The following is a 25,763-nucleotide window of genomic DNA, read 5'->3' as shown; positions in this document are numbered from 1 at the left end:
GGATTATGGCAGAGGCCCCAGCCGGCGGCTTCAACTCATTGCACCGCGCCAATGACCGCCGCCAACTCCGCCGTCCTGGGGTTGGCAAGCACCGCCTTGGCGGGGCCGCTTTCGTGAATCAGCCCTTGGTGCATGAACACGCGCTGGCAAGCTTTCTCTTGGGGCGATCGGCCCCCGACGGGGCATGGACACTGTATAGGCGCGCTGGTAGTGTCTACGGCGACATCACTTGCTCGGATGCGCCATGCGTGAATCCCTGAAGAAGCAGGATTTCTCTCGTACGCCAGCTGACGAACGCAGCGCCGGTGGGCGCGTCGCGTTGGCGGTGCCCGGCGGTTTGCAGGCAACCATCGATAGCTCGCCGCGGATGGTGGCGCAGCAGCGCAAATTGCGGTCACTGAGCAATGGTGCATCCTCGCCTGTGGTGCAGGGCCAGTTCATCTACAACGATGGCTCGATCAATAACAAGAAGTCTGCGCAAAAGCTGGGCCTTAAGCTTTTCGGCACGAAGCCGCGTGCCCAAGGCAAGGTCGCGGCACTTGTCGAGCTTGCCACGGATGGCAAGGATTACGGCACGCTGAATGAACGCACGCTGCGGGCCATGATCGATGGCAAGGGCGAGCAATTTACGCTCGAGCAGAAGGGGCGGCGGTTGCATACGCACCGGAATACCGAGGCCTCGTACCCGAAGGCGCGCTCGCTTACGCATCAGCATCTAGAGCAGGGCAAGGTCAACCACAAGAAGCGCAAGAACAAGAATAGCGATGACGGAAGCATGGCCGATTCCGAGGAAGAGGCCAAACCGGTCGGCGACTTCTCGTATGTGGATCTCAATGCGATCCTGACGCAGGCCACGGAGGGCATGAATCCGGAGCAGGTCAAGCAGGCCGCTGAAATGGCCGTGAAGAATTTCGAAGTGATGAAGCTCAGCGTGAACGTGGATATGAATCCCGATGTTCAGCTGATGGTGCAGCACGCATTGCAGTATCAGGCGTTCAATCATCCGCAGCTCAAGGGCCGGACCAAGAACGGACCCAATGCGCAGGACCGGGCGCAGAACGCGTTCCGCAGGTTCGAGCTGGAGAAATCGAAGGCGCTGATCGTGCAGGATGCGGAAGATGGCTTCGAGCATACGCTGACGCCGCAGCATCAACGCCATTCCCGCCGTTAAGCAATTTCTTAACTGCGTTTTCATATACAGCCTTGCCCAACGGACGTCAATGAGGCTATACCTGTGCAGCCATCCAGCAACAGCACTTTCGATAAGAACGGCGCGCGCAGGAGCAGCGCCCCGACACCGTTTGTGCCTTAAAAAAAACGCCGAGAAATCTCTCGGCGTTTTGTTTCCAGCGTTGCTAGATGTAGATGGATTCATAACCCAAGAAACTGCCCCTTGTGGGACAAGGGGTTCAAGCCAACCGGGGAAGCAAAAGGCGAGAAAGTGGACGCATAACCCGAGAACTTCCTTCCCCGACTAGCCTCGATGCGCGCGGGAGCGCGCGATGGAATGGAGCCATCCCATCAGCAGCTGTCGCCAAGGTTTGTATTGGCCGCCGCAAGAATTGCGCTTGAAACAAGGCAATTTTAGCAAATTGCACTCGTGAGCGAACCCTCCTTCGATGCACGCCGGCGCTCCGGAAATGTCTAAGTATCCGCGACTGGCCCGCTATCGCCTCTAGCAAATTGCGATGGTCGTTTGGCGAGGCAATTGCCGAGTTGTCTCCCCCATCTCTACCCCGCCTCAGGCCAGTGATTTCCGTGGCCGGTCGAGACGCTACCCGTCCGCCCATCACAACCCGGCCTGGAGGGTGTTCATGAAATCGACCCGCCTATGCCTCGCCTGTGGCAACGCGTTCCTCCCGTTGCCGCATGTTCCCCACCAGCGTTACTGCTCGTCGAAGCCTTGCCAGCGCGCCCGCCGGCGCGACTGGCAGAACCACCGGCTCCGCATCGACAAGGACTACCGCGACAACCAAGCCCGGGCGCAGGCGAAATGGCGCGCCAGCCACTCAGGCTATTGGCGCGAGTATCGAGCTGCACATCCGGCGTACCGGGAGCGCAACCGCAGCATGCAGCGGATGCGCAATGCACGGCGGAGTTGCAGACCGATTGCAAAGATGGACGTCATCGGGCGCCGTTGGCCGCTGGGTTCTGGCTTCTACGTGCTGTCTCATGCGGATGAAAGCAGCGTTGCAAAGATGGACGCGTGGACCGTCCACATCGCCGTGCTGTCTGCGCCGACAGGCCCGCCGGCATGATTGCAAAGAGATGACGTGATTCTCATTGGCGCCGTGCCTGCTACGCTGGCCTCACCAAAGTTCGTTTTCGAACGCCACCGCCTGATGTGAAATCGTGGCGCGTGAGCATGAGGCCCCACACCCTCGGTGCCTGCCGCGGCCTATGCCTGAGTTGCGGAGTGAAAAATGTCATCCAATAACGCGGGTGCAGCAGTCGTAGCCGGCTCCTTCGGAGGACGGGCGGCGGAGTATGTCCGCATGTCGACTGAGCATCAGCAGTATTCGACCGAGAACCAGCGGGACAGAATTCGGGACTACGCAGCCCGTCGCGGATTCGAAATCGTCCGCACGTATGCCGATGAGGGCAAAAGTGGGCTTCGAATCGATGGTCGCCAGGCGCTTCAGAATCTCATTTCCGATGTGGCCAATGGCAAGGCCGATTTCTGCGTCATCCTGGTCTATGACGTGAGTCGATGGGGACGATTCCAGGATGCCGACGAGAGCGCGTACTACGAGTACATCTGCCGCCGCGCAGGCATCCAGGTGGCGTACTGCGCCGAGCAATTCGAGAACGACGGCTCCCCTGTCTCGACCATCGTGAAAGGGGTAAAGCGGGCGATGGCTGGCGAGTACAGCCGAGAACTCTCCGCGAAAGTATTTGCCGGCCAATGCCGGTTGATTGAGATGGGCTTCCGACAAGGAGGACCTGCCGGCTACGGGCTGCGCCGCGTACTGGTCGATGAGCACGGCCTCATGAAGGCAGAGCTGCTCCGTGGCGACCGCAAAAGCCTCCAGACCGACCGAGTCATCCTCATGCCGGGACCAGACAGCGAGGTGCGAATCGTCAATTTAATCTACGACTGGTTTATCAATGAGTCGCTCGACGAGTACGAAATCGCAGCTCGCCTGAATGGCATGCATGTTCGGACTGACCTTAATCGGGAATGGACACGCGCCACGGTTCGGGAGGTATTGACCAACGAGAAATACATCGGCAACAACGTCTACAACCGGGTGTCGTTCAAGTTGAAAAAGCTGCGGGTGGCGAACACACCCGACATGTGGATTCGAAAGGAAGGCGCATTTCAGGGAATTGTGCCGAGCGAAACCTTCTACACGGCTCAAGGCATCATGAGAGCCAGAGCGCGTCGCTACTCAAACGAGGAGCTCATCGAACGATTGCGCAACCTGTACCGCAGTCGGGGTTTTCTGTCCGGCGTCGTGATTGATGAGACGGATGGCATGCCCTCCACATCCGTCTATGTGTACCGATTCGGCAGTTTGATTCGCGCCTACCAGACCGTCGGTTTTACTCCTGGTCGAGACTATCGATACATTGAAACCAACCGCTTCCTGCGACAGCTGCATCCGGAAATCATCGCGCAGACGGAGCGGAAAATCGCGGATTTGGGCGGCGCAGTCATACGCGACCCGGCGACCGACCTGCTGACGGTCAATGATGAGTTCACGGCCTGCATCGTGCTCTCGCGCTGCCAGGCGCATGACAATGGCCGCAATCACTGGAAGGTGCGCTTCGATACAAGCCTCCTGCCGGACATCACGGTAGCGGTGCGGCTCGACCACACGAATGCCTCGGCACTGGATTACTACCTGCTGCCACGACTGGATTTTGGACAACCGCGCATCCACCTCGCAGACCAGAATCCAATCGAGTTCGAGAGTTACCGCTTCGACACGCTGGACTACCTCTATGGCATGGCTGCGCGCGCCCGGCTCAGGAGAGTGGCATGAACTCGCAGCAGCTCGGCGAAATCCGGATGGTCCCCGTCGCTCAGATTGAAGTCATCAATCCGCGCGAGCGCAATGGTCGAGTGTTCAAAGAAATCGTCGACAACATCAAGACCATCGGCCTCAAGAAGCCTATCGTTGTCACGCCGAGAGCGACGGCCGGCGGCATCGAGAAATACTTGCTGGTATGCGGCGAGGGGCGGCTGAAGGCGTTTCGCTCGCTCGGCGAAGAAACTATCCCTGCACTCGTTGTAAGCGTGAGCGACGAGGACGCGTTCGTCATGAGTCTGACGGAAAACATCGCGCGCAGACAGTGCCGCCCGCTCGAACGGCTGGCTGGCATTCGGCAATTGCAGGACCAGGGATACGCGCCGAAGGTCATTGCCGAGAAGACAGGCCTTACACCCACTTACGTCCAAGGCATCCTCACCCTGCTGCGCCAGGGCGAAGAGAGACTTGTGGTTGCGGTAGAGAAAGGCCTCGTCCCCTTGAACGCGGCCCTCACGATTGTCGGGGCCGGCAACGACGACGCTGGAATCCAGGCGGCACTCCAGGAGGCCTATGAGTCGGGAAAATTACGGGGCAAGCAACTGATGAACGCTCGCCGCGTCATCGAGCGCCGAAAAACACTCGGGCGAAGCGCGACCCGCAATATGACGCACAAGTCCGCATCGGTCACGACATCAAGCCTGGTGAGGACGTATGAGCGCGAGGTGGAGCGTCAGAAGGCCATGGTGAGAAAGGCGGAGTTCACGCAACAGCGGTTGCTATTTGTGGTCGGCGCCTTGCGACAACTGTTTGTCGATGAGAACTTCGTCAACCTGCTGCGCGCTGAGGGCTTGGCTAGCCTGCCGAAGTACCTTGCCGAGCGCGTCTGGCCAATCGGAAGTGGCACATGACTGGCGTAACTCTTGGATTCATCCCCGAGCCGTTGTCCGTGCCCGTCGCCAGCATCCTGCCGTCACGCAGAGTACCGGCGCCTGTACTGGAATCGCGCAAGTTTCAACAGATAAGAACCTCCATTGCGGAGGTGGGCCTCATCGAACCACTCTCTGTCACGCCTGCAGACCAGTCCTCCGGGCAGCATGTTCTGCTGGATGGGCATCTGCGCTTACTTGCTATTCAGGACTTGGGATACGAGCAGGTGGCCTGCCTTGTGGCGACCGATGATGAGAGCTACACGTATAACAACCGTATCAATCGGCTCTCGACCATCCAGGAGCACTACATGATACGGCGCGTCATTGACAGAGGCGTCTCGCCCGAACGATTGGCGAAAGCTCTTTCTGTGGATGTGTCCCAGATTATCAAGAAGATGTCGCTGCTCGACGGAATTTGCCCCGAAGCCGCGGAGCTGCTGGGCGACCGCCAGTTTTCACCGGAGCTTGTTCGCGCCATTCGCAAAATGAAGCCCACGCGCCAAGTCGAATGCGTTGAGCTGATGGTGGCCGCGAACAACGTGTCGGTCTCCTACGCCGAGGCATTGTTGGTGGCCACGCCAGCGGCGCGCCTGGTGGAGGGCAAGAAGCCGCGCAAGCTGACCGGAGTCAGCCCTGAACAGATGGCGAAGATGGAACAGGAGATGAGCAACCTGCAGGGGCAGTACAAGCTCGTGGAACAGACTTACGGCCAGGACGTATTAAACCTGGTGCTGGCGAAAGGGTACCTCGCCAAGCTCCTCGAAAATGAATCGGCACGGCAGTACGTTGCGCAGCGCCATCCAGATTTGATGGTGGAGTTCGAATCCATCATCGCAACCATTTCTCTCGACCAGCAGCCATGCGGCGTGGTCCTCTAGCCGGGCGCAGAGCTGCCACGAGCCCCCCAAAAAAAACTTCGTCGCCAATTTTCACCTGGTAGTCGTCCGAGCGGCTACCTAGCATGCCAACTCCTTCCACTACTAGGGAGCTCGACATGAAGAGCCAGACGAAACAGCAAGCCAACGACCGCGCGGACTCACTTAACAAGAACAAGGGAACGAGCGGGACGAATTCCACAAATGCCAAGGTGCATGGAAACCGAGGAAAACAGTTGAATCCGAATCAGACGAGCAAGTAGTCTGCAAGCGCCCCGCCTCTGCGGGGCCTCCTGTTTTCTGACACGGGTCCAAATCATGAAGGTTGTTGGCTTCCCCACTCAAGGTGAAGTAGTGCAGTTCGTCTTCGACGCGTCCGGGGTTCTGCCCAGGAAGTACGAGAAAGACGATAGCTTTGACGAAGCGAGAAAAAAATCCACGCAGACGGCACTGAGACGCCTAGCCAATGAGGTCGGTCAACTCGACCCCAATCTCGGTAAGCTTCTCGTGACGTTTAGCTATCTCATCTCCGGTGTTTTGCCAGCGCGCGAATTCTGGGCGTTCGGAGATGTCTTTTTCGACCTGTTCGATACATATCGATACGCCCTGAGAACCGACGGCACCTATCTCACAAAGTCCGAAACTGCCAAATGGTTTCTGCTGGAAAGCGCCGCCCCAAGGTTGGCGATTTCGCTCGCCAAGCATCTCCAACGATATAACGTCGCGGCCGACGACCTTCTGGTGCCAGCAGACCCTTTCTGGTACTTACCCAAACAAGACGGTGATGACTGGCAGTGGCCTCTCGAACGCGTCATGCGCTGGGCGTACGAGCTCGTCGGAACCTCAATCCAACGTTTCCATTGCCCGGACGACGCGGATTTGGCGCTTCTCGGCAAGAACCTCGAAAGTGCAAAAAATTGGCTCGCAGGTCGCAACCTTCCATCCTGGTCGTCGCTACTCAGGAACTTCGACGAGTCATTCGAAGCACTCGACAGATTTCGAGCCAAGCAAGGGTTGCCGTCGCTTCCCGAACAGCAGAAAGTAAGCATCCGGACCGCGCTATTTCTGTCGCGGGCCGCGACTTACGTCTCGACGCTCGTTCTGAAGCACTTCGGGGCTGAGACGCTGCAGGAGTTCTGCAGCCGCCATTGCTTGGTCGCCGAGCTCGTTGTTGACGATACTCAACGAGTTCGCGAGTTCGTTCATCAACTCATCGCTCGCGAGCACCTTCCGCCAAGCGAGTGGGATAAGGTCTGGTTCGAGGTTGTCACCGACTATTGGCACAAGTTTGTTGCGCGGCAGGACCTGATGAGCCAGGCCGTGGCAAGCGGCTGCCTCACCGTCAATGAAGCTATTGAGGAGACTCGGGCCTTCGGAGGACTCGCCGCGCTCCAATTTGAACGCCCAGACGCCTTTGCTCCTCAACACGCCATCCCTGACGGATTTGCAGAACTCCTGCTGGATGGGTTGGCGGCCAGAGAGTCTAGCGACCTTAGCATTTCGAGCATTGAGACCTATCGCGCCCGCCTCGAGAATCGCGGGCTAACGAGGGCACTTCCATGGATGGTTCCTTGGCAACGAAGTACCTACTACTATCGCGAACAAAAATACGCTGAGGCTTTCCAATGCATCCAGGAAGCGTACGAATGCGCCCAGTACTGTGCGGGAGCACATCAAGGAGTCCTCGTAAATCAGTACATTGAGCTCGCTGCGAAAACCGATAGGTGGCGGGAATTCACGCAGGGCATTCACTGGGCCACGTATCTCGGCCTTGAAACCAGGTGGTTGCGCAAAGAACCACCGACAGACGAGAACCTCAAATTTGCATTCGAGGTTTTGAAGAGAGCCGTCTATTCAGATTAGGACGGCGCCTGATTTCCAATTTTCGGCCGTGGCGGGATTGCCGCCGTGGTTGGCAGCCAGGGACGTCGCCCTGACTGCCGTGGGGTCGGCGAGTCAGCGACTGGTTGCAATCTGGCCGAGCTCGGCCCAAACGGCGTCCTTGAATGCCTCGAACACAATCCAGTTCTTGAACTCCGAGTTCCAGTAGCTTCTGGGCTAACCAGCTATTCCAGTTCAAGGTAACTCTTCGCTCCGAATGGCCAAGAGAGCCGGGCGTCTTCAACGGCTCTCTTTGTACGCGTTTATGACATCACATCCCGTGACGGGCGGGACCGCATGAAGCCCTAGTTTGCTTCTTCATAGTCCCAAAGCGGCCATCTAGCAACACAAAGGCGTGCGAGCTCAGCGGAACGCTTGTCAATATCCACTCGAGCAAAAGCCGGCGTCTTGGTGGCCCCCATTGCGGCCAATGACTTAGTCATCTCGTAACCTGAAGCACGATAGAGCTTCTTATCCTTCATCTTGATTTCTACCGCCTGATTGTTGCATGACGAGTTCAGCGTGCTCTCAAGGAGCGTTAAATTGCCAAGCCGATGGATATGACCGAGATACGCCTCGGCTGTTGCAAACCCATGTGCACGGACCCCGAATGACGGCTCCTGCGGAAGGACATGCTCCACGGTCTGGCCCGAGCAGACAAGGCTGACCAGCTCCTGCACTTCAAATTCCTCAGTACCAATCGCAACTCGCTGGTCCTCTTCCGCAGCGCTGAGAATTCTCAGCAGCCCCGGATTTCGGTACATTTCTTCCGTTGACAAACGAGACTCGAACATCCCGTCGTCCATGAATTTGGACACGAACCATCGTAGGTGGCTCGCAATTTTCGCCAATGGCAAATCGGCAGATTCACGAGTGAGGTTAAGAATATCCGCTTGCGGATTTGTGCCTCGCAACTTGAAAACACGAAGGTCCGCAACCTCAATCATCTGAAGTAGCGACAGGTCGACATGCACGTATGCGCGCTCTCTCAAAACGCCTCGCATTGCGAGGCGCGTCGTAAGCGGGTAGAGCGTTGCCGCGAGGTCACCAACGACAAAAAGCATATATAGCTCTTTGTCATCACGCGTTTTTTGAATCAGCGCACGCAACGCAGCAAAAAAATCTGCAAGGTCAGCAACGTAATGCCGAATGAACGCGCTCAGCTTCGCCGCATCACTTCGCAAAGCTTTCAGAATCGGTTTAAGAAAGAATTCAAGAACCGTCTCTGAGGACGCGTTATAGTCGAATGCAACTGAGCTTGCGTGCTCGTCGACGTTAAAAGCGAAGTAGTGGTATCGAAAAACATCGTCTTCCCGGAAAGCATTTCGATTTATAAGTCGAATCTGGTAACCCTCTTGCGCCGCCAATCCCTTGATAAGGCTATAGTCACGAAATGCCGACCCAAATCGCTCGGCCACAAACTCGTCAAGTTCACCGGATAGAAATCTATTTGAATAGTAGATAAGAAGACTCTTTGCAATGTCCATCTTGGACAGTGGCACTCCACGGTCATTTACCGACTGGAACATGCGGATTGCCTTACCTTCTTCCGCCTCGATAAACTCAAGCACCTCAAGCTTCCCGATATTCTCTAACCACTTTTGTATTGCCCTCTCCCCCCCATCGCCTTTGATGACTTTGACTCGTTGACGAATCCAGCCGTAAGCCTCTTTCAACCGGACTTGCCCCTCGGTAGCGGGATGCGGTTTTTTGTCTTCGAGCATTCCAGCAAAGTAGGCCTGGTTTTCGCCGAGGACTGTAAATTTCGGTCCATGCACCGGGTGGCGAAGAAACGTCGACCGATAGTAGGTCTTGACCTCTCCCTCAGGAAGAGCTGCAACCATGGCATCCAGGAGCATCGTCAGCGTAGTTAGCCGCTGCTGCCCGTCCACGACTTTGAAGCGGTCCTTGGTCGCACCAGCCGACAAGATGAACGTCCCGAGATAGTGGCTGCCCCCCATCTCCATTGCCTCTAGGATGTCGTCGAACAGGTCATCGACGTTTGTCGTACTCCAAGCGTAGTCTCGCTGATATGGAGGAATTTCCAAGCTCTTGCCGGTGAAGAACTGCTCAATTGTTCTCGTACTCACACTTCCCCCTGAATTTGCTTTGCGATTTCACATCTAACTACGTGTTGCTATAGAAATGACCGCTCCTAACCGGAAGCGAACGCTGCCTACCTTGTGGCGACCGATGACAAGAGCTACACGTATAACAACCGCGTCAATCGGCTCTCTACCATCCAGGAGCGCTACATGATACGGCGGCGCGTCATTGACAGAGGCGTATCGCCCGAGCGATTGGCGAAAGCCCTTTCCGTGGACGTTTCCCAGATTATGAAGAAGATGCCGCTGCTCGATGGCGTTTGCCCCGAAGCGGCAGAGCTACTCGGAGACCGGCAGTTCTCAGAGCTTGTTCGCGCGATTTGCAAAATGAAGCCCACACGCCAGGTCGAATGCGTTGAGCTGATGGTAGCCGCGAACAACGTGTCAGTCTCCTATGCCGAGGCGCTGTTGGTGGCCACGCCAGCGGCGCGTCTTGTCGAGGGAAAAAAGCCGCGCAAGCTGACCGGAGTCAGCCCGGAGCAGATGGCGAAGATGGAGCAGGAAATGAGCAACCTGCAGGGGCAGTACAAGCTCGTGGAACAGACGTACGGTCAGAACGTGTTAAATCTGGTGCTGGCGAAAGGATACCTGGCCAAACTCCTCGAAAACGAATTAGCACGACAATTCGTTGCCCAGCGCCATCCGGATTTGATGGTGGAGTTCGAATCCATCATCGCAACCATTTCTCTCGACCAGCAGCCGTGCGGCGTGGTCCTCTAGCTGGACCCAAGCATTGCGGGGAACGGACTGCCGACACCGCACCTGGCTTGCCGCATGTAAGCATGCCTTAGCTCTTCCGCAACTCGGTTGAGGATTACGGCCAGCGAGGTCGATGAGCGTGTCTTCAGCGCGTCCGCACCAAGCTCGTTGCGGTCTATATAGCTTTCGTCTTCTTGCAACGAGTCTTCGCTTACAAGCCAATGTGACCTGCTGTGCCGCTCAACGGTGACTCTGACGTATTGAAACCAACGACCCGACGGTACGTATACCGTCAACCCATGAGTGCTTTCCATTGACGCCGCAGCCGGGGACCATGGTTCTGTTCTAGCACTTGAAGTGCCGCCCGATTCGAGTCGAAGCACTCCGCGCCGTAGAAGTCACGCTGTTGGCCGGTGAGGGATTTCTGCCGGAGCCCCTTCAACGTGGCCTCTGCCACATCAAGTGCTTGCCGATAGCCAGCTATGGTTACATCAAAGCTTGAGCCAGAAAAATCCGCGGCCTGTGTTTTCATGCACTGCAGAAAGTGGCGAAACGCTTGTTGCTCGGCGAAGCCCGCCAGGCTTGGCTGCGGCGCCGAAAAAAGCGGCGCCGCGAAGTCTGACCCGAATTCGGGCGGAGTCTTCAGTTGGTCTAGCACCCCAATCTTCTTGGCGATGTCGAGCGTCGGAATCTTGAACTCGGTAAACAAGTGCGGTGCGTAGTACCACGTGGAGCGCTGCTTTATTTCGTCGTCGTCTTGAGACAAGAAGCGAGCTTGGGTGAAGGACCGGACGTTCATCCACGTCCCCGAGCATATCGCGTTGGCGCCCGCGCACGCAGCCATCAACATCTGCTGGTTCGAATACCCCAAAATCACTGCTTTGCCTGCGAGCCTGGCGCTTGCGATGATGTCGAGCACATTGGTCGTCCATGTGAGGTCACCGACCAGATACGCACCGGATGGCGGCTCCACGATGAGATAAATGCCCGACACCGCCCAGCTGTCCAGCGCCTCAACGAGCAATTCAATCTGACGGTCATCCCTTACGGCGTCCGCCATCAAGGCGACAGTGAGAATGGACTGGTCGGCCGAGATACCCATTCGAGAGGCCGCGTCCAGGACCAACGTGGTGCCGTTGAGCCAGTTTGAATCGATGCGACTGGCCAGTACGCCGGGCAGTATGATTTGTGCGGCCGCGCATTCTCGATTTCGAGCCAGCAAGGCTGTGAGGACGCGCGATAGTTCAGTTGTGCCGTGCAGCCCGGCACCGTTTGGCCAATGTTCATGACCTGTGAGCCGTTGATGATTTGCCTTGGGCAGGTAGAGCTGCGGGTCAATGAGCACCTGGCCGCCATTCTTCGCTACGTCCTGCGATAGCTGTGCCATCTGGGACTCGGTCATATCACGAGGGCTAAGGACAACAGTCCCGCCTCCCCACGACCGAACAAGGAAGCGGCAGTGCTCCATCATCCCGAAGCCGAACTGAAGACTCAGCTCCATTCGAAATCCTCCCCAGTTTTGTATTCTGTCCAGGCCACCACGTCGCATCGGCCTGTGCAGATGAGCGTAGAGCCTCATTGGGCTCGTTGAGCTAGCAAATCATTAAGCCATTCCAGGGCCGCAGCAGCGGTGCGCGGGCGGTTGGTGCGTCGCAGCTGCGTCATTGCGGCAACCAAGTCAGTAAAGCCAGCTAATCCGTCCGGCTCTCGAGATAGCCTCGGAAGCTGAGTTGATTGCATGCGCTGGAACACTTCTGTGTGACTGGTCGCGCCGTCCAGGTATGGGTTTTTTCGCTCGACACAGGTGTACAGCGTGACGCCCAATGCAAAAAGGTCGCTGCGCACATCAATATCACTAACCAGAGCATTGAACTGCTCGGGCGGGGCAAAACCTGGCGTACAAGGGCCCATCGGGCCTACGGTCAGTGCCGTGCGGTCGAGATGCCGCGCAATGCCAAAATCCAATACCCAGATGGCGTTGGTGTCCGCATGCAGCAGCAGGTTGGCCGGCTTGATGTCTCGGTGAACGATGCCCTTCTGCTCGGTGAGGGTGAGCACCGAGAGAACATCGTGGGCGAGTTGGATGATGTTGTGGTCTTGAAGGCTGCCCGCATCAATATGCTGCTGAATTGAGCCACCCGGAACAAACGGCTCAATGACATACGGACCCTGGTGGCCATCTTCCCCCAACATTCCCCATTCAAGGATTGCCGGGATGTTCCGACTACCAAGTTGCTGTACAGCGCTAACTTCCCGCTCAAAGCGGGCCCTGTCCGTGCCAGCTTGAAAGAGCTTCAGCACGATGCTGCCGTGCTTGTCGCATGTGGCGCTGAAAACCTGTTTCTGGCCTCCCGTCGTCAGGTACCGTACGTCTCGATAGTGAGAGAACTCTGGCGGCACAGCCGGGGGCGATTGACTCATCAGTGTTTTGCGATGGGGCTTGGGTAGCTACGCCAAACAGACTCGTTAAAGAGCCAAGATGCATGCGACAGCGGTAGCGCCCCGCATTTCGCGGGTAGCGGACAGCTATCGAACGAGCTACCCGGCTCAAGCAAGCCGATACCCAGTTCATTGGCCCGCTCGAACAAGCCATTCTTCTTGCCGAGCTGGTCGAGCAGCAGGTAGGACTCCGATGCAAACCATGTGTTCTGGAATGCCTGGTCAAGCCCCCGGCGCCAATTGCCGACCTTCGCTTCCACCGCAATCAGTCGTCTAACGGCATACACCTCTGCCAGCGGCTTGCGGCGCAATTCATCACCGACCGGCACGGCAACGCCCGCTGAAGCGAGGCGTTCCCATGTATTCGCTCCGCGCTTGTTGCCCTGTCGCTGGCAGATGGTCTGCCGGTCGACCGCGCCCAGCTCGTTTATATAGTGCAGCCAATACGTGTCGCCAGCTTCAAGTTCTGCTCGGGCTGCGCTCCACGTTTCGGTTACTTCAGGGTCCCATCGCACTACAACCAAGTCAGGGAAGCAACCGTGAATCTTGGGTTCAACGAAGACAGTTGTCGCCATATCCCCCCAGGGGCCGGCGCTTAGCTCTTCGCAAAATGACTGAACAACCCTTAGCTCCGGCCCATCCACAGGGTTTCGGAACGAAGCTAGAGGATGCTGCTCAGCAGTTTTGATGGAAGCGTAGGAAAACATGCCAATTTGTGTGGGCGCGTCGCGAGTTGCTGACAGCGCGGTATCGTTGGGTGAATGCTATACGACTTTGGCCCCGACGCAATCCCGCGTGCCGTCCGTGGGTCCTGGCCGTACTGCCAATGAAGAATCTCGTGCAGGCGATTCTGGGGGACCGCTGCGGCCAAGACGAGGGGCAAGCAACCGATGCAGCAAAGCACCGAGCACAGCATCAACACATTCGGCCAGCACGAACCCGGGCACGCCCCCCGGTGCGATGCCTGCAAAGCTGTTACTGAATATCCGCTCGAACGTCGCCACCGGAAGCCGCCACTCGATAGCTGAGCGCTTCCGGTCCAAAGACCAATGGTGGCAACCAGGCGCGTCGCTCTGGTCACCTGGGGCAGAAGAGTCAGCGACCGTCTGCAATCTGACCAAGCTCCGCCAAAACGGCATCCTTGAATGTTTCGAACACAATCCAATTCTTGAACTCCGGGTTCCAGCGCCCACGTCCCCGGCAAATCGGCTCGACCACTTGCCGAACGGGCTCGCAGATTGGGTGGAACACTGCGATGTTGTTTGCGGGTAATTCACGTACGTGAACCGACACACCCAGAATAGAAAACGTCCATACTCCGTTTCGCCCGAACATGTTGACCTCCTGTGTTGATTACGAGGCCAGCCTAGTCAGCACGAGTCATCGAAAACAGTCACCAACAGTGGAAGAAACTGTGCGAGACGGAAATATTTCCATTGAAATCAAAGAGGTAGATACTGAAGCGGACCAGGCGGACGCGGACGAAAAGCAGGGTGCGCTTGACGCGTTCTTGGGCTTTCTCAAACTCCAGGGAAAGGAGACGCAGCCGCTGAGGGTCGCACGCGCGCTCGCCGAGGAGAGCTTGCAGAGACTGCATGCAGGCAAACCCCTGGTTGCCTACAACTCAGCCAACGTCGCAGGGATGGTGGGGCACGAGGTGCCAGCAGACCGGGCCACCGGCTGGCTCACCAGAAACTGGAGCACTCTTGAAAAGCGTCTGGAAGAATGGGAAACCGGCATCCAAGAGTTCGCCCGGCAGGGCGGTCTATCGACTTACGCGTGGCCCAGGAAGATTGCTGGCGCAGGTGGCGCTGGAAACAACTCCACGTATGACATCGAATTTCGCAACCTTCCCGCGTCGGATATAGAGCCAATTCCACCGGCACCGGGCGGTATCGCATACGTGCCAGACCTGACCTTGAAGCCTGCCTTTTGGGTAAAGCCACTTATCCAGACGGGCTTTGCTCTGAAAGGATGGCGACGTGTCGCCTTCGTGCTGTACGGCGTCGGAGGGATTGTGGTCTTCGGAACGCTGCTTATCCTGCTGTGGCTCGCGCTGACAACTCAGTCAGCGAGGATACGGACTGGAGACATCGTTACGCTGATTCTGTCCGCTGCTCTGGTCGGATGGCTGGGCTACGAATTGCTGAGCCCCTTTTGGAGGCTGATTGATTTGCGCATCATCATGGCTCCCGACGTACTCCTGTCGTTCCGCGACCAACACGTTCAACTTGAAGCAGCAAAAGAACCGGCGAATAACGGACAGCACGTCCGCGTCATACGGTTGGTGCGGTACTCGGCTCCCTGCCCAAGGTGTGGAGAGACGGTCCATCTGCACGACGGTCGACGAGAGTTCCCCGGGCGGCTTGTAGGAAAGTGCGATGAATATCCTGCCGAACATGTGTACTCGTTCGACAGATTCACCAAGACGGGCAAGCCGCTACGATAGGCGCTCTCTCACGCCCCCCCCGCGGGACAGATTCCTAGCGCAGATTGCAGCAACGCGTAGGCCTCTGTCCAACGTGAAGGAATGTTCAGCCGATGGCCTCGGACGCATCGAAACTCAGCGAAGTTTTCCTTCACGCTCACCAGCCACTGGACGACTGAAGCATGGCCTTAACCTCGACGCAAATCGGCACCATCGGCGAAAACCTTCTGGTTAATGCCGTCATGAAAGCGAGCGACGGGAGGCTGTCGCCGTTTCAGCCGTATGCTGATGATGACGGGCTTGATGTGCTGTTTTACGACAAACAGACTGGAAACTCAGTAGCTATTCAACTGAAGTGCCGTACCGTCACGCTGTACAAAGCAGGAACGCGAGAAAGAGGGAACGTCGTCCACTTTGGCGTGCGTCAAGCAACGTTTCGTGCGACACGACACACCTACCTCGTTGCGGCTCTCATCAGCCCCGACTTCACAAACTTCGAGGCTCTATGGCTAGTCCCCATGGAGAGGCTCCCTGAGGTTGCGGGCAACATTTCAGGAAAGTGGGTAGTTCGGGCGAATAAGAACCAAGCTACCGCTGACCGGTACTCCGCTTATCGCTGCCCGAGCGTCACGGAGCTGGCCGGCAAAATCATTGCAGCATGCGAAAGTCGCGGCTGAGCTGAGAAATCAGGTTCGAAGGGTCGGCGTTGGAGGTACACGGGTCTAGTCAGACCAAACCGCGTCGACCTCTCGAAGTAGATGACCGCCCAAGATGTAATCACCCAGCCGTTCCGCTTTTGCCTCGAGTAGTTCCAGCTCGCCTGCGGGCACTCGGTCCAAGTCAAACTGGCAATAGAGATTCCGCTGCCGGAACGTAGCTTTCGCCCGCGCGAGTCCAGCAACCAGCGCTGCTGGCGATTTGACGGCGATGCTCTCGTGGCCACGGAATTCCACACGAACGCCAACGGCTCTGCCGAGCCGGCCCAATTCAACCGCATCCTGCCAGCCAGACTCATAGTCCAATTCGACAACCGCGACTCCACCGGAGCCGACCAGCCGTAGCGCCTCCTCGCGACTACCGGCGCGTGCAGTGCATATCGCCGTCTCATCGTTCCTTGGGAGTCGCGAGCGCATGCGTACCACATGTCCCGTTTGCATCATTTTCTTCCCTGATGGGCTCCTGCTTATTTCTCTATCGAGTGAATCTCCAGCCGGTCCTGCCTCACCGAGACGTCGGAGGCACTTGTAGGACTGTCGTGGAGATGCATTCGCCACCTCAAGCCGCAATGGATTGACGGGGTCCCACCGGCCATAGATACTGGATAAATATACAGTATTTGTGGTTATGACGGCAGGCAACTTTCCATCCCGAACACCTCACCGAAAGAAGCTGACTTCGGCGGCTCTCCGCGCGATGTGGCAGAGCAATCCAACGCCGGAAGTCCGCGATTTGCTGTGGGAAATCCATCGACTGCAGGACATTGCGAGGCAGGCTTATGGTGTTCTCACGATTGCCCGCATGTGGGGTGTCGATAAGCCGTTCCTTGCGAGATTGAACACACTGGATTCGGTGCTGTTTGGGGAGCCGTGTCTTTGGGAGCGCCCGGTAGATTGGTCCGCAGAGGAAGAACAGGCCTTGAAGCGCCTGTCGCGCGGCCGCCGGTAGGAAAAGCGGGGACAAGCAGAAGATGTCGAGATAAGACCAGGCCACTATGCTCCCAACCAAGCAGCTACAACGCAGCGCCTCACCTCACGCCTGCGGAAGACATGCCGCTCATGCCTTTGGCACCTAGAATGACCTTACGTGGACCGGACGGCAGGCAGGTAGCGAAGCTAACCCAGGAGCGCAAAAAGGGAGCACAACGATGGCATCCGAGAACCAAATCGACCTGTGCATCGCATTGCGCAAGTTCAACGAACTCGCGCTAGAGGACGGGGACCTCGGCTACGAGTATTGGTACGGGGTCGGCCAGTTGCTCAAGAGAGCGGCGAGCATGCAAACAGAAATCGACGCACTCTCGCGAGAGCTTGAAATCTGCCGAGCGAGGCAGCGTGAGCCATTCCGCAGTCCAGAAAAATAGGTCTCGGCCCACCGCATCTTTGATATGACATGGGGCCATACACGCCCCCAGGGCGTCAATCGGCGCATCATGCTCCTCCGCGCTGCATATACTTTGATGCAAGAAGCTAACATGCTGTCCGCCGCGCGGAATGCCGCCGGACAGTGGGGCCGCCCCATCCAGCAGATGGGCTTCGGTGATGTGGCCATTGCCGCCTGCGCGGGCGAGGTACGAGCACTAGCGCGCAGGGGATACCGGATTCTGGGGGGCAGTTCTGAGACATCCGGCACGCTGGCGAAGGCAGAGGCGTGGAACGAAAGTCTACCGGGCGAGGCCGGCTCCATACCGTAGTATCAGGGCGGCGGCTGAGTGAAGGTGCGTCCCAGGCATTCAAGCCAGGGAGGGCTGAGCTCAGCCTCACCACCCGTAGCCAAACCATCAAGGTATGCATACGTTTTTTGGCTGAACCCTTGTAGGCGCAAACATAGTGAGCTCTTTCCTGGTTCAGCCCTACATGCGGAAAGCGCAATGAACGCCACCTACGTCCAGTTCGTAGCTGCTGGCATTACATGCTTGTCAGGCTGGCCCTTCGCGAATCTCGGCAACAAAACTGCATTCTGTGAATACTTCAGCGATTGGGTTTTGTTCGGACACGGCGCACGTAACCATTGCCCGTCATGACAGAGATGATTGACGGATTTGCCTGCGCTAGGTGAGGCAGTTCTGCATGGAAGCCATACAATCGATGCAGCGCCAAGGCAACTGCTGTCGACCTCGAGTACCCGCCCTCGCAGTGAACGACTACGGACCTGATTTCGGCGGGCAGCGACTCGATAAACGAACGAATGGAATAGCCCTGCTCTTCAGTGAAGGCGTATGGAAGCTTGCCGCGAGCGCGCTCCGACAAATTTTTGTGGAGAAAGTCCACATCGGCAAAGCTCATGCGCAAAACATGAGCAAAGCCGCCGAGATTTGCAGGCGGCCGCTCAGGCGAAGTGATGGAAATAATGGCAATCGATGCTAGCTGCGGTAGCCTTTCTGCATCGGCTCTCGCTAGCGCAAACACTTGCTTCACTCCATCTGGTGGTGGCCTATACAGCTTGCTAAGGACATCCTGCAGTCGCCGTGCCATACGCACCTCCGTCATTTTCAACTTCGGTCTTATTGAACTGGCGAAGCGGATACAAACAAATCCTGGCCCGCCCGTGCGCCGAGCACCGCGAGGCGACACAAATCGGCAACCCGAATCAGCCCACCACGAACCGCGCCTCCAGGAAGTTGCTTCGCACCCACCATATCGACACCAGACAAAAGCTTCGACAGCGCGGATGACTTGGACCCGATGCCGCGAGCCAAGTCAGCAAGCGGCACATAGGTTTGCCGGAACGCCAACAGTTGATGCGGCAGCACAACCCGGCACGCCTGGCCTCGCAACACAATGGTCTCCGACTCCAACAGACCCTCGTCTATCCAGTGCGACACGGTCTCCCACTTCCAGCCAGTGAACTTAGAGAGCTGCGGAATCGACATCCCCGCCTCGAGTAGTGGGGTGCCAAAGTAGGAAGCCACATCCGCTCGGCGGAACACCATGTCGCCAAGTCGACGACCTTGCGCAACAGCCTTTACCGAGCCTTCCGCAATGGCCCGCATCACGTCCTGGATAGCCCGCTTGTCTCCCATGCGCCGGCTGGACAATTCCGCCCAAGTGAGTTTGTCGTCTTCGGACGCAGTGGCCGGTTCCGCGGCATCTCGAACACGGTCCGCTAGCTCTGAGATTGACCGGTGCTCTACGAGCCCGCCTTTCAAAAGGTCATGGCGCCAATTGGCGTCCGCCTGAATCACGCCGGCGGCAATCATGTGTTCGAGCACAGACGGCGGCACCCCGGCCAGCTCACATGCTTCCGCGCTCGACACCCACTCATTGCGCCGCTGCTTGATACGCTCCACCTCGGCACAGGCAAGCTCGTAGACCTGGCCACGCGTACCTGAACGACGCGTGCGATGACTGCACTCCCCTGCATGGATAGCTTTGTGCACACGAGACAGACTGACACCAAAGGTCTTTGCCGCCTCTGACGCACGCACGTACTCCGTCACCTCCTCAACCATCGCCTTCGCTGAATCGAGTCCGAGTGCCCCATCGAATCGGGCAGCGGCGACTTCGATGATGACCTTGAGAAAAGGCTCAAGCGCGGTCCCCTGACAGAGCTTTCGCAGGCCGACGTACCAGGGGCCGAGCAACGTGTTCAGGGTTCGCGCGCCTGGGTTGCCTAGTGCGATACGTTGCTCGACATGCGACTGGAAACCGGTCGGCCAATCTGCCAGCAGCGTTTCCAATGGCGCTAGCAAATCGACCGCCTCCGCGACAGACCTCGGCAAGGCGGCGCCGCGGTGCGGTGACGCGGACTTGGGGTCCGCATACAGGCAAAGCGTGCGCACAACTTGTCCCAGCGTAACAACATCCACGCCATGCACGGCAGGTTCGATGCGACCTGATAGTCTGCCGTCACTGGCAATCAGTGTCGACAACCAGTGTTCGGCTCGCGTGGAAGGTGTACGAGGAAGCAAGTAAAGACTCTGACCGCACTGGCACCTGTCGATGTGATACCGATTGGGTGAAAGCAATTCTCCACATTCGTTGCATCTGTCGACGAGCCGGATGTGGTGGTCTGGACAGCCCGTGACATAGGCGTGCTCCCAAAAATGGCGCATGTACCCAGCCTTTTCCAAACAGGGCGGACATACGGCATCGCTCTGAACCCGGTGCAATCTCCCCCATCCGCGACAGGTCACCTCCTGGTGGCTGGCAAACCGGGCCCATGCGGCTTCTAGGCCGAGCTGTCCAGCGACGAAGTCAGCGTGCCCCAGCAGCGCACTGCGGCTACGTTGCACGCCTGCAAGTCCGGCAAGCTCACGCCAATCGGACAGGACGTTGTCGGCAGACAACCTCCGGTAAAAGCCAAACCCCGATTCATCCTCATTCGGGGCAAATGTCACAACAAGGCTCACTGAACACCTCCGAGTTCTTCGTGGAGGATAGGAACGGCCAGGTCGTTGTCGTTCATGACTTGTACAAAGGCCTGATGGAGTGCGGCAGGCGCGACCTCAGAAGCCATAGCATCGAGGCTCGCGAACGCGGGGAAGTGACGCGAGCCAGCAGGCTCAATGGCGTTCGCCGCCGCCTGGCAATCTGCGAACGTCAGTGGCCGAGGCGACTCATATGTCATCTGACTTGCCAACTCCTGCATGAACCGGCTCAGCACGCCGACCAATCCGCCCGTAAGGAGGTAGCACTGACAGCTGAGCGACCGCACCGGAAGGTCTATCGGGTAGCCGTACTCACGGAACAAATTGGCGTAGGTCACTACGCACGCCTGGAAATCCTTCATATTCTCGGGAATGCGGGAGTCATAAGGCAGAAGCCGACGCTGCGCTGACGCACGTAGACGCAGCTGTTCGTTATGCTCGAACAGACGCTCCAGACGCGGGACGCCGACCAGAACCTCCATCAGATTGAGCGGCTCCGCTAGGTTCTTGAACCAGTCCCCTGCCGCGCGCGGAGGGACGCGTGCGCCTATCTCGACTAGGTGGCTCGCCTCTTCAAAAATTACGACACGCGTGCCGGCAAGCCTAAGTTGGTCCTGCATGCGCTTGTCCATCACGCCCGATGTGATGTTCCGCTGGACCGGCAAGCCTAGTGCCGCCAACACGCTCGAAGGCAGCAATAACGGAGACACAGGCGTAGGTACTGGCACGACAAGCACCGGCACATAGCGTCGACCGTTCACTTTGTCTTCTGGGAACGCTCGCCTGAGCGCATTGATGAGCATCGTCTTACCAACGCGCGATGGTCCTATCACGCGCTCGATACGGCTAGCCGCGCCGTCTAAGGCGTCCTCGATGCGTCGTTTGAGCGGCTCGAACTGCTCAAGGAATAGCGTGTGTGGAATCTCGCGCTGCTCCACCGCGATGCGCAGTTGCTTCGCGGGCGTCATGAGAGTACTTCTCCACTAACGCGGTCCAGCATGGGAAACGGCGTCACCTCGTCGAACATTGGGTCGACGGGCGCCACCGCGGCCGGCACTTTATCTTTGGCTTTGCTTGGTCTACAAGGTTGCGGCGGCAATGGTGCTGGGTGCCTGGATGCACGAGCGATGGCTCGGGCCTCCTTCTCGCGGCGTGCAGTTTCACGATTCCTCTCGCGGACACTCGGTTTCTTTTTCTTGGGCGCCAGAGAGTCGGCCACGACCTTATCGCGCAGGTCTTGAGCGAACTTCTCGGCTTCTGGCGCTCGCTTAGACCCGGCCTTCTGCTTCTGGAACCGCCCCTTGGCTTCACTAAATGACCATGCTGGCGTCTCTGGCCTCAGGTGCTCGTGAGGCAGCGTGATAAGCGGAAGGTCATCCCCCTCGTAGACATAGACGTTCCGGAAATCATCCGGATTGAAAAGCACCTTCAGTTGCTGCTGTTCACCGTATTTGGTAATCAACGGTCCAATATCGTCGCCCTTGTAATGCAGGCCTTCTATCGTGATGCCTGTCGTTCGGCTCAAGCTGCGCATTCTGTGCTCGTAAAGCGCAGCAAACCATTCGGAACGTGATGGTGGAAGCGAAATCGCGGAGCATGATTCCTCGAAGTGCTTCCAGCGTTCCGCTGGGGTGTCTCCCTTGAGCGAATCCGTCAGCACGACATCCCACTGCAGGCGGTCCAATGGATGGTGAACCCACTCTTCGTAGTACCAGCGCACTATCCAGCGTTCGAGCTCCGCCAATGTCATGAGTGCATCGCCCAGGTCGCTGGGGTTGCGCTGCCCGTCTTTGCCATCGACACGCGTGGAGCCCGCGAGCGCCTCCAGGGCTTCCTTGAGCGACCGATTCAACCGCTCAATGAACGGCTTCTGCTGCGCCGCCCGGGCCTTACAGTGTTTGACGTCGACACCGAGCCTTTCAAGATTCTTAATACGACCTCCTTTGGTTTCTGGACCGTTGTCGAAAACAAGCTGCCCAGGAGTCCCGCACACATTCATGGCATGGTTAACACCCAGCTCCTCGAAGCGCTTCTTCTTGAGCGGCGCCATGTACATTTCTACACAGGCGAGTGAGTCCGCATCAGTTGGTGAACCCACAACGAGGTGCCAGCCGAGCGGATAGCTCGTGCAACAGTCGATGGCATGGACGAGGTACACCGCACTGCTGATTCCTCCTGGCGTCTGGACCTCCATTGGAATATGCAGTGCATCCTGTTCAACGCGCTCGAAGGGTAGTTCGGCGCGAATGCGCTGCGTTGCCACCGACTTCCCGGCGACTGCATCTTCCGGAAGCATGCGGTCGAGCTCGGGGTCCGCGCTCGCAAACTGCAATATGGTCTTTTTGACGTACTTGGTGCTTATCGGTCGACACTTCGCGGGCAGCAACGTGCCGAACACCTGGCGGTTGACCTCATCTGTAAGGCGGCTCAACGACCAGCGGGAGAGCGGCACCAGGAAATGCTGTTCCGCAAGTAAGCAGATTGTGTTGACAACACTCACCGAGTACCGCGGTGTCCGGTTGCCCTTGTTCTTATCTCCGCGCAAAGGAGGCAAGCCAGCGACGTCACGCTGGCGATACCGATACATCGTGGCCAACGCTGGGAATGGGCGCGCGCCGCGTTCGTCCTGCTGGCGGTACTCGTCGGCAATACGAAGGTATGCCTGCTTGAAGCTGATGCCCTGTCGCTTTTGCTCGTCCCGGACGCGCTGCAGAATCGCTCGGATAAAGCAGCTCTGCTCGTGGAGCTTTTTGTCGTCCGGTTGAGCGGCATGACTGAAACTCGGCTTGCCCGCACGAAGCAGCGTCCGTTTGCCTGCGTAGAGGTCGTCATGAATGTCGGTGACCTTGATGTACCGGTCTACGCGCTCGGCAGCATCGAACACCTTGATGCAGCCCCCACGCGGGTGGGCATCGAGTACCTCCCAGAATGCATCGTGATTTTTTGGCGGAGCAAGGCGGTCGTGGAGGAGCAGCTTAGGAATCATGCTTCGACTCCTTCAAGCAGGCAGAGATGGCCTAGGTCTCCGTACGCCAAGGACAGCTCGAGCGTCCCGCAGATAGTGTGATGAGTGAGGTCGCCCGTGAGCACGCCACTGACAAGCAAAACTGGAATCAGACCTGGCGATAGCTCCAGGTCTGAGCACAGTGTCCGCACCGAGACGGGCCCATCTTCGCAGCGCAGTACCACGCGTTCGATGAGTTCGTCGGTCAGGTGGGTTCCAACTTGATGAGCTGCCTGTTTTAGCACCCGCGAATTCATCCGCACCGGATGAACGGTATTCGAGGGAAACACCAGGGTGCGCAGGGGATAGCCATTGGCATCCAGAATGGGACGGGCGCGTGCAACCTTGTCCCAGTAGACCTCATCGCCTTCGAACCCCTCGAACTTGACCTCGACGGCGTGATGAAATCCGTCCAGCCATTCAACACTGAAATCAACGGTGTAGAACTTCGCGCCGGGTACATCGCGATGCTTGTGCCAGGCTTCACGCACCGCATCCCGCGTGAACAGCATGCGTCGGTCTATCAGGTCGACGCTGAACGGCTGCGGCTTAAAAACCCTGACGCGTGGGTCAATCGTCAGCAGTTGTGCGACGAAGCGCTCGGCATCGGACTCGACATTGATGTGGCCGCCCGCCTTTTCGCTGTACGTGCCGAACCTGGCCTTGCCGTACGTAGACGCCGTTTGGCGGATGCCGGTGTTGGCGGCGCTCTGCCGGCCGCGACGGCCATAAGACACAGAGGCGCGACTCATGACGCACCTCGCTCTACTGCGGACAGTTGGAGAGCGCTCAGGGAGCGTGTCGCGACGCGCGCGGCAACGCCTGAAAAACCGAGAGGGAATGGGAAATGGAAAGTGCTGTTCCTGTTCAGCATCATGCAGTCATTGGGGGCTTCGACTGCATAGCTTACGGACGCGTTTTTGCGAAATATAGGGGTGGTCTGACCGGCGTTACAGCGCCACTCGCGAATATCACTTGGCGCGCATGGGCTCTTCCTACTGAAATTTTTTTTCGCGTTACACGCCTGTAACGTTAACGTTACGTCGCGCTGCTGTCGCGTGAGGAGAGGTGGGAAATTGGCGCCGCCGCTGGTCGCACGATGAGCGCGAGAACGGGCGTCGAAGTGATAGACAAAGGAAGTGGAAACGTGCGTTTCGCAGCCGTTCCGGTGGCGACCTGCAGGAGAACACCGGCGTCCCAAATCCGACGTCTGTCGCGGACTGCAAGGACCTGTCCATAACGCAGGACAGGCCAGAGACCCGCTCCGCGAGACAGGCAGATGCTCACCGCCGTCACCAATCCACAACCGGATGCGGTCTACTTTCGGCCGCCAGAAAGTGGTCTGCTTCATCGCCCGCTCCTGCGTCGTACCCTCTCATAAATAGGGCTCGCCGAGGAAGCGCGTCAGATTTGCGAAGTCAGGTTCACACTCGATACAGCGTCTCTGCGTTGCGCCGAGACCGAGTTACCGTAGTCAACGCAGCGAGAATTTTCAAGCCAAAAACTATGTCTGGAATTTCCGCGCCGACCCGAGCGAATTCCGTCGTGCACGCACAGCCCATCGTGTTGGCAAGAGGAACACGCGCCTTTACTTGCGGTCTGCGCGATGAGTGATATACGAGTACGACACCTCCGCCAAACGCCCAACATCGCGCCGCCTCCACGTCGCGGCAAACATAGTTACCCGTCAGAGCGGTTCAGTCTTTTTCCAACGTGGAGATGCTCACCGTACTTCGTCGCTAGGTCCTGGAACTGGCCTGACAGCCGTTCTGCTTCCCCAACCTGAGCAGCGAACTCGTCCAACGTCATCGCAATCGATTCGTCCTCTCGACTCGGTGACATGTCCCAGTTCAGCGGCACAAAGACCAGCAAAGGGGTCGCATCGCAGAATCGTCCGGATTCTCCAGGCAGATGTTTCCCTGGCACGCCCCAACGGCCGTGGGAATAGTCATTACGAAAGACCCTTGCTCTATGCGCGCACTCAAACCACAGGCTGAACTCCTGCTGACCTTCTACTACCGCGTTCATCCAGGCGGCGCGCATCAAACATTCCAAGGCCTTCAGACGCTCATCGAGCTTTGCTGTTTTAGGCTTCAGAAGTGATTGAATTTTTGTGTCCTTGTCACTCCCCCAGTAGCGCAATTGCAAGCCCACATGAAAATCCAGTCTTGCAATGGCATGAACCAGTCGACCAAGCAGAAGATGGAAAGCATCTTCGAAGCGCAGGTCTGTGGGAATTCGAACTTCGTTTCGGCTTCTTGAACTTGGCATAGACAGGACGTTCTGCTTCCCCACTTCGCGGCAAAGTTGGGCGTCGAGCGGGCACGGCAAGACCCCGTC

General features: G+C 57.8%; 21 protein-coding genes and 3 pseudogenes. 11 read left to right on the top strand and 13 right to left on the bottom strand.

The genetic code is table 11. The features are described from left to right. Window positions 1-35: 35 nt before the first annotated feature. Window positions 36-146, bottom strand: a pseudogene (locus PI87_RS29915) (amino acid ABC transporter ATP-binding protein); the annotation flags it as partial. Window positions 147-244: 98 nt separating this feature from the next. On the opposite strand from PI87_RS29915, the gene PI87_RS08830 reads away from it, so the two are divergent. The 6 genes from PI87_RS08830 (at window position 245) to PI87_RS08805 (ending at window position 7,644) form a co-directional block, all read left to right on the top strand. Continuing rightward, complete coding sequence (locus tag PI87_RS08830) at window positions 245-1,171, top strand: hypothetical protein (protein ID WP_039597324.1); 927 nt, start codon at window positions 245-247, stop codon at window positions 1,169-1,171. Between the two features lie 643 nt (window positions 1,172-1,814). After that, window positions 1,815-2,258: a hypothetical protein gene (locus tag PI87_RS08825; protein ID WP_039597323.1), complete on the top strand. Its 444-nt coding sequence runs from the start codon at window positions 1,815-1,817 to the stop codon at window positions 2,256-2,258. A 165-nt stretch (window positions 2,259-2,423) separates the two neighbouring features. After that, window positions 2,424-3,989: a recombinase family protein gene (locus tag PI87_RS08820; protein ID WP_039597322.1), complete on the top strand. Its 1,566-nt coding sequence runs from the start codon at window positions 2,424-2,426 to the stop codon at window positions 3,987-3,989. Then, entirely contained in the window at window positions 3,986-4,885 is a 900-nt protein-coding gene (locus PI87_RS08815) for a ParB/RepB/Spo0J family partition protein (protein ID WP_039597321.1), read from the top strand. Before PI87_RS08820 ends, PI87_RS08815 begins: the two co-directional genes overlap by 4 nt. Continuing rightward, window positions 4,882-5,784, top strand: a complete 903-nt coding sequence (locus PI87_RS08810; RefSeq protein ID WP_039597320.1) for a plasmid partitioning protein RepB C-terminal domain-containing protein — start codon at window positions 4,882-4,884, stop codon at window positions 5,782-5,784. Before PI87_RS08815 ends, PI87_RS08810 begins: the two co-directional genes overlap by 4 nt. Before the next feature lie 315 nt (window positions 5,785-6,099). Beyond that, entirely contained in the window at window positions 6,100-7,644 is a 1,545-nt protein-coding gene (locus PI87_RS08805) for a hypothetical protein (RefSeq protein ID WP_039597319.1), read from the top strand. Window positions 7,645-7,967: 323 nt separating this feature from the next. Here the strand turns inward: PI87_RS08805 and PI87_RS08800 are convergent, their stop codons facing one another. Further along, window positions 7,968-9,752 carry a DUF262 domain-containing protein gene (locus PI87_RS08800; RefSeq protein ID WP_039597318.1) on the bottom strand — a complete coding sequence of 595 codons (1,785 nt, stop codon included), beginning with the start codon at window positions 9,750-9,752 and terminating at the stop codon, window positions 7,968-7,970. An 81-nt stretch (window positions 9,753-9,833) separates the two neighbouring features. Between PI87_RS08800 and PI87_RS08795 the strand changes: the two are divergent. Continuing rightward, window positions 9,834-10,487: pseudogene (locus PI87_RS08795) on the top strand (plasmid partitioning protein RepB C-terminal domain-containing protein); the annotation flags it as partial. A gap of 271 nt (window positions 10,488-10,758) precedes the next feature. Here the strand turns inward: PI87_RS08795 and PI87_RS08790 are convergent. The 4 genes and pseudogenes from PI87_RS08790 to PI87_RS29540 form a co-directional block, all read right to left on the bottom strand. Continuing rightward, on the bottom strand, window positions 10,759-11,853 hold the full coding sequence (locus tag PI87_RS08790) for a hypothetical protein (protein ID WP_157003100.1): 1,095 nt from the start codon (window positions 11,851-11,853) through the stop codon (window positions 10,759-10,761). Window positions 11,854-12,041: 188 nt separating this feature from the next. After that, on the bottom strand, window positions 12,042-12,887 hold the full coding sequence (locus PI87_RS08785; RefSeq protein WP_039597316.1) for a serine/threonine-protein kinase: 846 nt from the start codon (window positions 12,885-12,887) through the stop codon (window positions 12,042-12,044). Then, window positions 12,887-13,612, bottom strand: a complete 726-nt coding sequence (locus tag PI87_RS08780) for a hypothetical protein (RefSeq protein ID WP_157003099.1) — start codon at window positions 13,610-13,612, stop codon at window positions 12,887-12,889. Before PI87_RS08780 ends, PI87_RS08785 begins: the two co-directional genes overlap by 1 nt. Before the next feature lie 57 nt (window positions 13,613-13,669). Further along, window positions 13,670-13,912, bottom strand: a pseudogene (locus PI87_RS29540) (hypothetical protein); the annotation flags it as partial. A gap of 326 nt (window positions 13,913-14,238) precedes the next feature. Here PI87_RS29540 and PI87_RS28050 point away from each other — a divergent pair. Together PI87_RS28050 and PI87_RS08770 are read left to right on the top strand one after the other, a co-directional pair. Continuing rightward, window positions 14,239-15,354 carry a hypothetical protein gene (locus PI87_RS28050; RefSeq protein ID WP_157003098.1) on the top strand — a complete coding sequence of 372 codons (1,116 nt, stop codon included), beginning with the start codon at window positions 14,239-14,241 and terminating at the stop codon, window positions 15,352-15,354. 161 nt (window positions 15,355-15,515) lie between these two features. Further along, on the top strand, window positions 15,516-16,010 hold the full coding sequence (locus tag PI87_RS08770) for a hypothetical protein (protein WP_039597314.1): 495 nt from the start codon (window positions 15,516-15,518) through the stop codon (window positions 16,008-16,010). 45 nt (window positions 16,011-16,055) lie between these two features. Here PI87_RS08770 and PI87_RS29535 read toward each other — a convergent pair whose 3' ends face one another. Continuing rightward, a complete protein-coding gene (locus tag PI87_RS29535; protein WP_039597392.1) occupies window positions 16,056-16,430 on the bottom strand; it encodes a hypothetical protein in 375 nt (124 codons plus the stop codon). A gap of 767 nt (window positions 16,431-17,197) precedes the next feature. Here PI87_RS29535 and PI87_RS08755 point away from each other — a divergent pair. Then, window positions 17,198-17,413: a hypothetical protein gene (locus tag PI87_RS08755; protein WP_039597312.1), complete on the top strand. Its 216-nt coding sequence runs from the start codon at window positions 17,198-17,200 to the stop codon at window positions 17,411-17,413. Between the two features lie 96 nt (window positions 17,414-17,509). Next, complete coding sequence (locus tag PI87_RS08750; RefSeq protein ID WP_157003097.1) at window positions 17,510-17,743, top strand: hypothetical protein; 234 nt, start codon at window positions 17,510-17,512, stop codon at window positions 17,741-17,743. A 277-nt stretch (window positions 17,744-18,020) separates the two neighbouring features. On the opposite strand, the gene PI87_RS28480 is transcribed toward PI87_RS08750, so the two are convergent. The 6 genes from PI87_RS28480 to PI87_RS08720 form a co-directional block, all read right to left on the bottom strand. Next, on the bottom strand, window positions 18,021-18,524 hold the full coding sequence (locus tag PI87_RS28480; RefSeq protein WP_039597391.1) for a hypothetical protein: 504 nt from the start codon (window positions 18,522-18,524) through the stop codon (window positions 18,021-18,023). A 29-nt stretch (window positions 18,525-18,553) separates the two neighbouring features. Beyond that, window positions 18,554-19,921 (bottom strand): hypothetical protein, encoded by a 1,368-nt coding sequence (locus tag PI87_RS08740; RefSeq protein WP_232313965.1) that lies wholly within the window; start codon window positions 19,919-19,921, stop codon window positions 18,554-18,556. 476 nt (window positions 19,922-20,397) lie between these two features. Next, the gene (locus tag PI87_RS08735; RefSeq protein ID WP_039597309.1) at window positions 20,398-21,387 is read right to left on the bottom strand and encodes an ATP-binding protein; all 990 of its coding nucleotides are present in this window, start codon (window positions 21,385-21,387) and stop codon (window positions 20,398-20,400) included. After that, a complete protein-coding gene (locus PI87_RS08730; protein ID WP_039597308.1) occupies window positions 21,384-23,405 on the bottom strand; it encodes a DDE-type integrase/transposase/recombinase in 2,022 nt (673 codons plus the stop codon). The genes PI87_RS08735 and PI87_RS08730 overlap by 4 nt, the downstream gene beginning before the upstream one ends. Then, on the bottom strand, window positions 23,402-24,175 hold the full coding sequence (locus tag PI87_RS08725; protein WP_039597307.1) for a hypothetical protein: 774 nt from the start codon (window positions 24,173-24,175) through the stop codon (window positions 23,402-23,404). Before PI87_RS08725 ends, PI87_RS08730 begins: the two co-directional genes overlap by 4 nt. A gap of 928 nt (window positions 24,176-25,103) precedes the next feature. Further along, window positions 25,104-25,754 (bottom strand): hypothetical protein, encoded by a 651-nt coding sequence (locus PI87_RS08720; RefSeq protein WP_157003096.1) that lies wholly within the window; start codon window positions 25,752-25,754, stop codon window positions 25,104-25,106. Window positions 25,755-25,763 lie beyond the last annotated feature (9 nt).

Origin of the sequence: Ralstonia sp. A12 (genome assembly GCF_000801955.1) — a bacterium.
Taxonomy (GTDB): Bacteria; Pseudomonadota; Gammaproteobacteria; order Burkholderiales; family Burkholderiaceae; genus Ralstonia.
This window is presented reverse-complemented; position numbering and strand designations above follow the sequence as displayed.